This window comes from Cognatitamlana onchidii, assembly GCF_004804355.1.
Classification (GTDB): Bacteria; Bacteroidota; Bacteroidia; order Flavobacteriales; family Flavobacteriaceae; genus Cognatitamlana; species Cognatitamlana onchidii.
The window spans coordinates 25,735-37,687 of record NZ_SRWZ01000006.1 but is presented as its reverse complement, the minus strand read 5'-3'; the positions used below and the strand labels follow the sequence as shown (position 1 = coordinate 37,687).

10 protein-coding genes are annotated in these 11,953 nt (G+C 34.2%); 7 read left to right on the top strand and 3 right to left on the bottom strand.

Going from position 1 to position 11,953, the window contains the following annotated elements; genetic code table 11:
* Positions 1-206 precede the first annotated feature (206 nt).
* The 3 genes from glmS to E5D58_RS11710 form a co-directional block, all read right to left on the bottom strand.
* On the bottom strand, positions 207-2,060 hold the full coding sequence (gene glmS / locus E5D58_RS11720; protein ID WP_136482061.1) for a glutamine--fructose-6-phosphate transaminase (isomerizing): 1,854 nt from the start codon (positions 2,058-2,060) through the stop codon (positions 207-209).
* Positions 2,061-2,225: 165 nt separating this feature from the next.
* Positions 2,226-3,902: a DUF4270 domain-containing protein gene (locus E5D58_RS11715; protein ID WP_136482060.1), complete on the bottom strand. Its 1,677-nt coding sequence runs from the start codon at positions 3,900-3,902 to the stop codon at positions 2,226-2,228.
* Between the two features lie 26 nt (positions 3,903-3,928).
* Positions 3,929-4,738, bottom strand: coding sequence for a glycogen/starch synthase (locus E5D58_RS11710; protein WP_136482059.1), 810 nt, complete (start codon positions 4,736-4,738; stop codon positions 3,929-3,931).
* Between the two features lie 198 nt (positions 4,739-4,936).
* Between E5D58_RS11710 and panC the strand changes: the two genes are divergently transcribed.
* The 7 genes from panC to radA all read left to right on the top strand — a co-directional run bounded on the left by panC (position 4,937) and on the right by radA (position 11,836).
* Positions 4,937-5,788 carry a pantoate--beta-alanine ligase gene (gene panC, locus E5D58_RS11705; RefSeq protein ID WP_136482058.1) on the top strand — a complete coding sequence of 284 codons (852 nt, stop codon included), beginning with the start codon at positions 4,937-4,939 and terminating at the stop codon, positions 5,786-5,788.
* A gap of 13 nt (positions 5,789-5,801) precedes the next feature.
* Positions 5,802-6,152, top strand: a complete 351-nt coding sequence (panD, locus tag E5D58_RS11700) for an aspartate 1-decarboxylase (RefSeq protein WP_136482057.1) — start codon at positions 5,802-5,804, stop codon at positions 6,150-6,152.
* A gap of 28 nt (positions 6,153-6,180) precedes the next feature.
* Positions 6,181-7,119 (top strand): lysylphosphatidylglycerol synthase transmembrane domain-containing protein, encoded by a 939-nt coding sequence (locus E5D58_RS11695; RefSeq protein WP_235835905.1) that lies wholly within the window; start codon positions 6,181-6,183, stop codon positions 7,117-7,119.
* 51 nt (positions 7,120-7,170) lie between these two features.
* Positions 7,171-8,316 (top strand): alpha/beta hydrolase, encoded by a 1,146-nt coding sequence (locus E5D58_RS11690; RefSeq protein ID WP_136482055.1) that lies wholly within the window; start codon positions 7,171-7,173, stop codon positions 8,314-8,316.
* A gap of 83 nt (positions 8,317-8,399) precedes the next feature.
* Positions 8,400-9,215 (top strand): alpha/beta hydrolase-fold protein, encoded by an 816-nt coding sequence (locus tag E5D58_RS11685; RefSeq protein WP_136482054.1) that lies wholly within the window; start codon positions 8,400-8,402, stop codon positions 9,213-9,215.
* Between the two features lie 105 nt (positions 9,216-9,320).
* On the top strand, positions 9,321-10,475 hold the full coding sequence (locus E5D58_RS11680; RefSeq protein WP_136482053.1) for an alpha/beta hydrolase: 1,155 nt from the start codon (positions 9,321-9,323) through the stop codon (positions 10,473-10,475).
* A gap of 2 nt (positions 10,476-10,477) precedes the next feature.
* Positions 10,478-11,836: a DNA repair protein RadA gene (gene radA / locus E5D58_RS11675; protein ID WP_136482052.1), complete on the top strand. Its 1,359-nt coding sequence runs from the start codon at positions 10,478-10,480 to the stop codon at positions 11,834-11,836.
* The last annotated feature ends 117 nt before the right edge of the window (positions 11,837-11,953 follow it).

The window sequence follows — 11,953 nt, the reverse complement described above, 5'->3', positions numbered from 1 at the left end:
AGTATAGTTTAAGTTTAACAAAAGGCCAAAGTAAATATAAGCCAAATTGCACATTGCTAAAAATATAAAAAATTATGCACGCATAGTATAATTCAGTAAAAAAAGTCTAGTTATTTTATTTAATTGATAAAAAAAATGGGGTAGATGCGAAAAGCCATGTTCTTGAAACATGGCTTTTACTAAATGTTTAATGTGATTTTATTCTATTATTCTACAGTAACCGATTTTGCAAGGTTTCTTGGTTGGTCAACATTTTTGTCCAACATAACAGCAATATGGTAGGATAGTAGTTGCAATGGTATAGTAGTAAGCAACGGAGATAATGACTCTAAAGTTTCTGGAACTTCAATAACGTGATCGGCCAGCTCTCTTACTTGAGTGTCCCCCTCAGTTACAATACCAATAATTTTTCCTTTTCTAGATTTTATTTCTTGGATATTACTTACTACTTTTTCATAATGTCCTTTTCTGGTTGCAATGACTACAATTGGCATGTTTTCATCAATCAATGCTATAGGACCGTGTTTCATTTCGGCAGCAGGATAGCCTTCGGCATGTATATATGAAATCTCTTTTAATTTAAGGGCACCTTCCAAAGCAACTGGGAAGTTATAACCTCTTCCTAAATACAGGAAGTTGTTAACATCTTTATAAACGTCGGAGATCACTTGGATTAACCCGTCAGACTCTAAGGCTTTTTCAACTTTTTGAGGAATCATTTCTAATTCTAGAAGGTGAGTTCTAAAATCGGAACTACTTATCGTGCCTTTAGCTCTAGCTAATCGTAATGCCATTAAAGTTAATACGGTAATTTGAGTGGTAAAGGCTTTGGTTGAAGCAACCCCTATTTCAGGACCTGCGTGGGTATAAGCTCCTGCATCAGATTCTCTTGCAATCGATGATCCAACAACATTACAAACACCAAAAACAAAAGCGCCTTTCGATTTTGCTAATTTTATTGCTGCTAAAGTGTCTGCCGTTTCTCCTGACTGTGAAATTGCAATAAGAACGTCATCTTCTGTAATAACAGGGTTTCGGTATCGAAACTCCGACGCATATTCAACTTCCACAGGAACTCTTGCTAAGTCTTCAAAAATATATTCGGCAACTAAACCAGCATGCCATGAAGTTCCGCAGGCAACAATAATGATTCGTTTAGCATTAAGGAATTTTTTCATATTATCCTCTACCCCAGCCATTTTAATAATAGCTTCGTTTCTTAGCAGTCTTCCTCTATACGTGTCTGTGATAGCTTTAGGTTGCTCATGAATTTCTTTAAGCATGAAATGATCATAGCCACCTTTTTCAATTTGTTCTAGGTTTATTTGGAGCTCCTGGACATAGGTGTCGACTAAGGAGTCGTCTTTAATTTTTCTAATTTTAATTCCTTTATGAAATCGTATTACGGCCATTTCTTCATCTTCCAAATACACGGCATTTTTTGTGTATTCTAAAAAAGGAGAAGCATCACTCGCAATAAAAAACTCATCTTCATTATCTCCAATTCCTATAGCTAAAGGACTACCCAAGCGAGCTACAACGACTTCTTCGGGTTTGTTTTTATCAAATACGGCAATAGCATAAGCTCCAATAACTTGATTTAAAGCTATTTGAACAGCTTTTCCAAGTTTTACATTTTCTTGATTTTTTACATCTTCAATTAAATTCACTAAAACCTCTGTATCGGTATCAGATTGAAACGTATAGCCTCTAGTAATTAATTCTTGTTTTAGAGATTCATAATTTTCAATAATTCCATTATGAATGATTACTAAATCTCCAGAATTTGATACATGAGGGTGTGAATTTATGTCATTAGGTACCCCATGTGTGGCCCATCTTGTATGACCTATGCCAACATTTCCATTTTTCGAAATTTCTTTTGAAGCTTTAGTTTCTAAATCGGCAACTTTTCCTTTAGTTTTTGAAACTTTAAGGTCTGTGCCATCAAATAGGGCTATACCTGCGCTGTCATACCCTCTATATTCCAACCGTTTTAAGCCTTCTACAACAATGTTATAAGCTTCTCTTGGGCCAATATATCCTACAATTCCACACATAGTTTTATTTTTTTGATTAGGGGTTTATAGTTCAGTGCAAAGATGTGAAATAAATACACATCAGAATTAATTATTATGTGAAAGCAATGATTTATACGATAAAAGTCATGCTTTTGGTTTCTTGTTAAATTCTAGTATACAATACTTAAAATCATATAATTATACTTATTTAGATTCCGTGAAAAATATTTTTAACGCTAGCTTTTTGTCTTTGTCAACATTATCGTTACTTCCATAAACAACAGAGCCTCTTGGCGAAAGAATCGTTGCAGAGGGTACTTGGGTTACCTCATCTTCACTATTCAGTATTTCTGAATTATCTATATAATTTACATTAGTAGACATCACTAAACCGATTTTGGTATTTGTCGAATCTCTAATTAAAATATTGTTCAGGTGTTCGGTTATACGTATTTTGAATTTACCATTTTCTGGATTCCTCGGAACTAAACTAATTACTTTTGAATTAAAAGGGTCTTGAGAATTCTCTGTTTGATCTATTGAATAGTCAATAGTAGGACGGTTATTTTCTAAATCATAAGCATAAATCCTATCAAATAAATGATAATTCTCATCTCCTCCGTTATCAATATTTTCATCTTCAAAAACAACTAAATGTGCTTCATTAATAAGTCGTTTTAATAAGAATCTATTTGTAAGTGGGTCCTGTATATAGTTTCCATTGTTGTCAATTTGTCTAAAGGTGTCTATAAAGCATTTCAAAGCGTCTTCTTCGGCTACGCCATCTCCATCACAATCAATCATCCCCTTAAACAGATCTACTACCGCCATAGATCCTTGCATGCCTTTTAGATATAATATTGCATCTCCAGCGTCTTTATCGCCATTAACTAATGCTACCTTATAATTGTTTATAAAGGTGTTAAATCTATTTCCCGAAAAGTTTAATGTATAAGATGATTGAGACCGCGACGCATCCTCGCCTTGGGTGTAATATAAAGTAATGTTTGCTGCAGAATTTAAAAGATTAAACAGAATCATGTTTCCTTCTTGAGAAGGATTTGATTCTACTTTAAAATACAAGCCTCTAAAATAGTTTCTAAAGTTATTAGCATTACTTAAAACAGGATCCCCTTCCATATCGATAATGGTTTTAGTCCAAAAATCTTTATCTAACTCGTACCTAAAGGCGGGGTCGGATCTTGTAGTAACCTTGTTATCACCTGTTCCAATACTTGTTTTTACGGAGGTGCTATCAGGAATAAAGGCGTCAATGTTTAAAATGGGCATGTCTATATTTACAATATGTTCGTCAAAATTAATAACAGAGCTCCCGTTCAATGCCGAATTTACGGCGCTATTTCCGTTAGAATAATAATTTTGGGTAAGATCGTCAGGATTGCTAGGGTCAAAATCTCTTAAAAAGTAGCCATTTTCATAAATGGTTAGCTTAATACTTGATTTAGAGTTCCCGTATAAAGAATCTAATCTATAAATTGGGAAACCATCAGTATCAGTGCTAATAGCTGTACTAAAATATGGGATGCTCATAATAACACTATCCATAACCGGGTTAACCCCAAAACTTGGACTAAATGAAGTCGGTGTAATTTGAGTAACAATACTGGCTTTGGTCTCACCATACGCTGGATCATTGTATATACCAAGAAGAATTGAGCGTAAATTATTAACTTGCAAAGAATCTAGCTTTTTGTTGTAGGCTGTAACAGGCCAAACAGAGTCTCTTGTAGCAAAGTTGAAATTTTCAGGTCCTAAAACATCACTATCTATAGCATTAAACTCTTTGTCGCAACCAAAGAAAGCTGAAAAGATTAAAATAAGAGCAACAGAGAATTTTAGGGCATTTATTGTCTTTTTCATATATCAATTTTAAGATGAGGGGGTATTTAGCTTAAAACGCTATTATTGAAAAATGTTGTATAAGCTTCTCCAAATTCATCTTTGCTTTTGTATTCCAGGATTGGCTTGTTCGAGGATTGTAGGTGAGCGTCAAGATCTTCAGGAATATTTTCAGATCCAACAATTAAAGCATCAGAATAATCAATGGCAATTTTCATTAAATTCGTGTACGAGGGTTCTTCTAAAGGTTTTATTACCTCGTCGTCTATATTATCAAATTTAATTTTATTAACCATATCCTTGTTTAACGTGTCGCTAAAACTCTGGTTATAGACAGATGTAACAATTTTACTTTCATTAAATAATGGCTCATCCTTATAGTATTCTCTCAAATATAGGGGTAGCAAGGACGCTAACCAACCATGAACATGTATAATGTCTGGAGCCCAATTTAATTTCTTTACAGTTTCTATAACGCCCTTTGCAAAGAAAATAGCGCGTTCATCATTATCTGAAAATAGTTTCCCATCTTCGTCCGTTAGGGTAGCCTTTCTTTTAAAATACTCATCATTATCAATAAAGTACACCTGAATACGTTCTTTAGGAATTGAAGCTACCTTTATAATTAAAGGCATATCTAAGTCGTTAATAACTAAATTAATTCCAGATAGTCTAATAACTTCGTGCAGCTGGTGTCTTCTCTCATTAATATTGCCATACCTAGGCATAAATATTCTAATTTGTCCACCTTGTTGATTTACCATTCTTGGAGCTTCAAACGACATGGAAGAAATTTCAGTTTCAGGTAAATAGGGCACGACTTCAGATGATACGTACAATATCCTCTTATCTTTCATATACTAGTTTTATTTGACTTAAAAATATCTTTATACGGCTTAATTATTCAACTCTTTCTTTAAAAAGAAATTGTATAAAGCTTGATTATAAAGGTTCTGCTTTTGATTATTGAAAATAAAAAACACGCAAAAATACAAAAATTTATGCTAATTGCGGGTAAAATCTTAAGTTTGCACGCGTTAATTTTATATTAAATTGTGAAAATTTACTCTGAAAAACAACAAATAACTTCCTGTGTTGAAGCTCTAAGGGCTGATAAACAAATTATCGGGTTGGTCCCAACTATGGGAGCATTACACGATGGGCATTTGCAGCTGGTAAAAAAAGCGTTGGAGGAGAACGATAAAGTGGTCGTAAGTATTTTTGTAAACCCTACGCAATTTAATAATGATGATGATCTGGAGAAGTATCCCAGGACTTTAAATGAAGATATTCTTCTGCTTAAAACTGTTGATAAAGATTCTATAATTGTATATGCGCCTTCGATAGATGATATGTATAACGGTAATACGGTGTCGCAAAAGTTTGACTTTGATGGTTTGGAGAATGAAATGGAAGGGGCTTTTAGGCCGGGACATTTTGATGGTGTAGGCACTATAGTAAAGCGTTTTTTTGAAATAGTAAAACCGCATAAGGCCTATTTTGGTGAAAAAGATTTTCAGCAACTTACAATCATTAAAAAACTAGCTGAAAAGTATAATATTCCTGTAAATATTGTGGGGTGTAAGATTCATCGCGAACCAAACGGTTTAGCAATGAGTTCAAGAAATACAAGGTTGAAGCCTAGGTACAAAGACGCGGCTCCATTTATATATAAGACATTACAGGCTGCCAAAGAAAAATTTGGCACAGAAAGTGCTGGAAGTATAACGAGATGGGTTGAAAGTCAGTTCGTTAATCAGGAGCTGTTGGAATTAGAATATTTTATTATTGCCGATACTAAAACTTTAAAAACAGTTCAAAGAAAATCTAAAAAAAAGACATATAGAGCTTTTATTGCCGTATATGCAGATGATATAAGACTCATAGATAATATCGCATTAAATTAATTATCTTTGCCGCATGCAAATTCAAGTAGTAAAATCTAAAATACATAGAGTTAAATGCACAGGTGCAGAACTCAATTATATTGGTAGTATAACCATTGACGAAGACTTAATGGACGCTGCAAATATTATCCAAGGGGAGAAAGTCCAAATTGTTAATAATGATAACGGAGAACGTCTTGAAACTTATTGTATCCCTGGCCCACGTAATACAGGTGAAATTACATTAAATGGTGCTGCTGCTAGGAAAGTGTCTGTAGGAGATACACTTATATTAATTACCTATGCTTTTATGGATATCGAAAAAGCAAAAGGGTTTAAGCCCTCTTTGGTATTCCCAAATGAAACAACCAATTTATTAAAATAGGCTTTTGAGTAAAAAGTTTAAAAAGATTATGAAAATTACACTCCCACTAGTTTTGGGAGTTTTTTTGGTTTGGTACGCTTTGTCGAAAGTATCTTTATCGGAATTATTGGAATATGCTCAAAAGGCGAATCATGGCTGGATTTTGTTAGGTATGTTCTTGGGGCTATTAAGTCATTTATCTCGAGCTTACCGTTGGCGATTTCAATTAGAACCCATGGGGTATGATATTCGTTTAGGTAATAGTATTATGGCTGTTTTTTCAGCGTATTTAATAAACTATACAATTCCAAGAGCAGGTGAGGTTGCGAGAGCCTCGATACTTACTAATTATGAGGAAGTCCCCTTTGAAAAAGGTTTTGGGACTATTGTTGCAGAACGTATTGCAGATATGATCGTAATGCTGGGTATTATCGCGGTAACTTTGTTTTTGCAGTTTGATTTTATTTATGCTTTTTTAGTCGAAAGGTTTAATCCGATTAAAATTTTTGTTGGTATTGCTATAGTATTGTTTTCGTTTGTAGTCTTTACAAGGTTTGTGAAAAAGAGCGAGACCACTTTTGCAAAAAAAATTAAAGTTTTTGTTAATGGGTTAGTTGAAGGCGCTCTAAGTATTTTTAAGATGAAAAAGAAATGGGCCTTTATTTTTCATACATTATTTATTTGGGGTATGTATATAGCGATGTTCTATGTTACCTCCTTAGCTATAGACGATTTAAAAGCGGTGTCTCTTGGAGCTATTTTAATTGGGTTTATCTCAGCAAGTTTTAGCATAGCTGCAACTAATGGAGGAATAGGTTCTTATCCCTTGGCTATCTATGCGGCGTTTTCAATTTTTAGTATTCCAGAAGACCCAAGTATGGCATTTGGTTGGATTATGTGGGCTTCGCAAACATTCTTAATAATTGTCCTTGGTGGGTTATCTCTTATTTACTTGCCAATTTTTAATCGTAAAACTCAAGTAGATTAACTAGTTTTAAGATATTTGTTTAACTTGCGAAGACCTAAATTAACATGTTTAATGAAATTGAAAACTGTTCTTGCTTGTTTGATGTTTTTTACTGGAATTATCTATTCTCAGGTTGAGTATAAAAAATTTTATTCCAGTAAGTTAGGAGAAGATCGTGAGCTAAAAATTAGACTTCCCGATGGTTATGATAATCTCGATAAGATTAACTATCCATTGATTATCGTGTTTGATGGCGATTATCTTTTTCAGCCAGTTGCAGGAAATATAGACTACCAGACTTATTGGAATGAAATGCCCGAATGTATTGTTGTTGGAGTGAACCAGTCAAAAACTCGGTTAATAGATTTTGAATTAAGTTATGAAACTCACATGCCTTCCCAAAATGGAGCTACTTTTTTTGAATTTGTTAGCATGGAACTCCTGCCTTACATTCAGGAGAATTATCGCGTATCAAATTTTAGGACCATCGTAGGGCATGATCTTGGTGCCAATTTTATAAATTATTATTTATTCAAGGAAGCGCCTCTTTTTGATAGTTATGTGGTGCTAAGTCCAGATTATGCCAATAAAATTCCGGAAAGGTTAAGTTCCAGGTTAACAAGTCTGGAAAAGGATATCTACTATTATTTAGCGACCAGTGATGGAGATATAGGTTATTTAAGATCAACGATTTTAAATACAGACAGTAAATTGAAAAGCATTGATAACCCACATCTTTTTTATAAGTTTAATGACTTTGCTGATTCTAACCATTATACCCTTGTAGGGCAGGCCATCCCAGAAGCCTTAAACGAAATATTTAAATTATACAAGCCAATAAGTAAAAAGGAGTACAAAGAGGACTTGCTTGAGTTTGATGGTAGCCCTTTTGAATATTTGGAAAAGAAATATGACGTTATTTTTAAGAGTTATGGAATAGAAAAGCGAGTTGTTGAAAATGATTTACGCGCTATTGCTTCTGCTTGCCAGAAGAAAGAAGATAAAGATTCTCTTTTAAAACTTGCTAAACTAGCAAAGAAAACCTATCCAGAGTCTATGATAGGAGCTTATTACTTTGGGATGTACTATGAAAACGTTGGTAACTACAAAAGAGCCTTGCAAAGTTATCAGTCAGGGGTCGCCCTAACGCCTTCTCAGTTTATTGATAAAGATGTTTTATATGACAAAATAGAGATCATTAAAGCTGAATATTTTTAAAAAAACGGCATTTCATCGAAAAAAATAAACACTTAGTCTATTTTTTTGTTATATTGCAGTCCAAATTTTAGCCTACTAATGTCATGAAGAATATTTTATTTATTGTTCTGTCTATATCTATTAATGTCAGTTTAATAGGGCAAACGCTCTCTCAGGAGGTTGACTCTAACAAGTTGGGAATCCAACAATCAATAACTATTGAGTTGCCAGATAGCTATAATCAAGATCATGCAAAAAAATACCCCCTTATTTTAGTTCTTAATTCCGAGTATTTATTCAATCCGGTTATTGGGTTGGCCGATTATCATGCTTATGTTGGAGAAATGCCTGAGTCTATTGTAGTTGGGATAGATAAAAGTAATTCAAAAAATATAGGTGATAATAATGGTAAACCGCACTTAGTCGAGAGTGATTATTATGATTTTATTGTTTCAGATTTATTACCATATATGCATACTCATTTTAAAACGAACGGGTTTAATGTGATTATAGGGGATGACAATTTTACTGATTTAATAGTGTCTTTCTTGTTTTCGGAATCACCGGTTTTTCAGGCATGTGTGAATTTAAATCCCATTGTTACTCCAGAAGTAAGCAAGGATTTAATAGAAAGAGCCAAAAGTCATACCAACAAAGTTTCATATTATATGGCTGCTTCGTCAATAGATTCAGCGCCAGTAAATTCAACCTTAAAAAGTACCGTTGAAGCTCTTGAAAATGTTGAAAATGATTATTTTAGTTTTAATTATGACGATTTTCATAATACCAGCCAGCATAATGTTGTTTTGCGCGGAATTCCAAGAGCTCTTGAAAAAGTCTTTGATAAGTCTCAAGTGATTATTGGTGGGGCCAATAGCTTTAAGGTGTATGGTTATGAAGATAGTTTGGGTGATGAATAGGTTATTCTTTAAAAGAGCCTCTTAAATTATTTATGTAACCTTGTTATAGGCTATTTTATAGTTAACCTTTATTTTTTACCTTGCTTTAAATTTTAATCAGCCTTCATGAAATGTTTTAAAATTCTTCTTTTGTTAGCGTTGTTTCTAGCGTCTAGCCTACTATTTGGTCAAGTTAAATATGAAACCTTTAAATCATCAAAATTAGGGCAAGAACGTCAAATAAAAATCCAACTGCCTAGAGGATATCAAACAAAAAATGATAAAACATATCCGCTGTTTTTAGTCTTAGATGGCGATTATATGTTTGAGGCTGTTGCAGGCAATGTTGACTATTATACGTATTGGGAGGACATGCCCGATGCTGTTGTGGTTGGAGTAAATCAACTAGGTTTTAGGTTTGATGACTGCATGTATTCAGAGCAAAACTATTTGCCTACTGGCTCAGGGGCCGCCTTCTACGAATTTATTGGACAAGAGTTAATTCCGTATTTAGAGGCTAATTATCAGGTAGGCAGTTTTAAAATTGCCGTAGGTCATGGAGAAACAGCTAACTTCATAAACTATTATTTGCTAAAGTCAAAACCTCTTTTTCAGGGGTATATGGTTATAAGTCCCGAATTGGCTCCAGCATTAATAGACTATCTACCAGAAACGTTGCGTAAAATTCAATCTAAAACATTTTATTATTTAGCCGATACCAATAATGATTCTAAATCTATTAGAAATATGGTAAGCAGCTTAGATAAAGATATTTCAATGCTTGAAAATGACCATTTAGTTTACAGTCATGATCATTTTGAAGGACCTTCGCATTATTCAATTTCGGCACACGCTATTCCAAAGGCCATAGAAAGTATATTTGAAGTTTTTCAGCCTATCTCAAAACAAGAATACAAAGAAGTTATACTTGAATTGGAAATATCGCCAGTGCTTTATCTTCAAGAAAAGTATCAAGTCATTAATGACTTATTTGGTGTTCAAAAGCAAATTCTTATCAATGACTTTAATGCCATTGCAGCAGCTATAGAAAGAAATGAGACCTACGAATATTATGAAGATTTAGGTAAAATGGCAAGGAAGGCATATCCAGACACATTGTTAGGTGGGTTTTATATGGGACGGTTTTACGAAGAAACAGGTGAGCCTAAGAAAGCCATGAGAACATTTCAATCAGCTTACAATTTAGATGAAATCGGTGGTATTACTAAAGATGATTTGTTAGATCGAGCCGATTTAATTAAAAGAGATTTTGGGTATTAGGAATGGCGAAAGTTAAAACTACTTTTTTTTGTCAGAACTGTGGGACACAATTTGCTAAATGGCAAGGACAGTGTAACGCATGTAAAGAATGGAATACTATAGTAGAGGAACTCATAGAAAAGCCTGGGAAGAAAGGATGGAAGCTCTCCGATAAAAAAGATAAAAGAGTTCCTATCCCCTTAAAAATAAATGAAATTGACACGTCTAAAGAGCCTAGATTAGGTACTGGTGATGAAGAATTGAATAGGGTGCTAGGAGGGGGAATTGTTCCCGGTTCTTTAACGCTGTTAGGAGGCGAACCTGGTATTGGAAAGAGTACACTTTTATTACAAATTTCTCTAAAGTTGCCTTATAAAACGCTTTATGTTTCTGGAGAGGAAAGTGGAAAACAAATAAAAATGCGCGCCGAGCGTATTAACCCAGGAAAGAGTAATTGTTATATTTTAACAGAAACTAAAACTCAAAATATTTTTAAGCAAATAGAAGAATTGAATCCAGATATTGTGGTAGTTGATTCTGTTCAAACTTTGCATAGTGATTATGTTGAGTCTTCTTCAGGAAGTATTTCCCAAATAAAAGAGTGTACATCAGAACTTATAAAATTTGCGAAAGAGACGGCAACACCTATATTACTTATTGGGCATATAACAAAAGACGGAAGTATTGCGGGGCCTAAGATTTTAGAGCACATGGTAGACACCGTTTTGCAGTTTGAAGGAGATCGAAATCATGTTTTTAGAATCTTAAGAGCTCATAAAAACAGATTCGGTTCAACTAGTGAACTAGGAATTTATGAGATGCAGGGTGCTGGGTTAAGAGAAGTTTCTAACCCATCAGAAATTCTCATTTCAAAAAAAGATGAAGAACTATCAGGGAATGCTATTGCAGCAACTTTGGAAGGGGTGCGACCTCTAATGATTGAAGTGCAGGCGCTTGTTAGTACAGCGGTTTATGGAACACCTCAAAGAAGTGCCACCGGATTTAATTACAAACGGCTAAATATGTTATTGGCAGTTCTTGAAAAAAGAGCGGGGTTTAGGTTAGGCGCTAAGGATGTTTTTTTGAATATAACTGGGGGTATTACGGTTGATGATCCGGCGATAGATTTGGCTGTAGTAGCTGCAATTTTATCCTCTAATGAAGATGTGTCCATACAAAAGGATTTTTGTTTTGCTGCCGAAATTGGTCTCTCTGGAGAAATTCGCCCAGTACAGCGTATTGATCAACGTATTTTGGAGGCCGAAAAACTTGGGTTTACCACTATTTTTGTGTCTAAATACAATAAAATATCTCTTAAAGGTACCTCTATAAAGGTTCAACTTATTTCTAAGATTGAAGATTTAGTGGCATTTCTAGCTTAGAAAGCTATAGCTTGAGAAGTGTGACTGATTGTAAGTTTTGTATAAAGTTAAAGTAGTACTTCTTTCATCGTTTGTTTCACGCTCCAACAGGCATTAAATAGTGTTTCAGTGTTTCTG

Excerpts from the sequence above, each read along its gene's own strand:
- E5D58_RS11680 (WP_136482053.1), top strand. The coding sequence starts at position 9,321 with ATGAAATGTTTTAAAATTCTTCTTTTGTTAGCGTTGTTTCTAGCGTCT.
- radA (WP_136482052.1), top strand. The coding sequence starts at position 10,478 with ATGGCGAAAGTTAAAACTACTTTTTTTTGTCAGAACTGTGGGACACAA.
- E5D58_RS11685 (WP_136482054.1), top strand. The coding sequence starts at position 8,400 with ATGAAGAATATTTTATTTATTGTTCTGTCTATATCTATTAATGTCAGT.
- E5D58_RS11695 (WP_235835905.1), top strand. The coding sequence starts at position 6,181 with ATGAAAATTACACTCCCACTAGTTTTGGGAGTTTTTTTGGTTTGGTAC.
- panD (WP_136482057.1), top strand. The coding sequence starts at position 5,802 with ATGCAAATTCAAGTAGTAAAATCTAAAATACATAGAGTTAAATGCACA.
- glmS (WP_136482061.1), bottom strand. The coding sequence starts at position 2,060 with ATGTGTGGAATTGTAGGATATATTGGCCCAAGAGAAGCTTATAACATT.
- E5D58_RS11710 (WP_136482059.1), bottom strand. The coding sequence starts at position 4,738 with ATGAAAGATAAGAGGATATTGTACGTATCATCTGAAGTCGTGCCCTAT.
- E5D58_RS11690 (WP_136482055.1), top strand. The coding sequence starts at position 7,171 with ATGAAATTGAAAACTGTTCTTGCTTGTTTGATGTTTTTTACTGGAATT.
- E5D58_RS11715 (WP_136482060.1), bottom strand. The coding sequence starts at position 3,902 with ATGAAAAAGACAATAAATGCCCTAAAATTCTCTGTTGCTCTTATTTTA.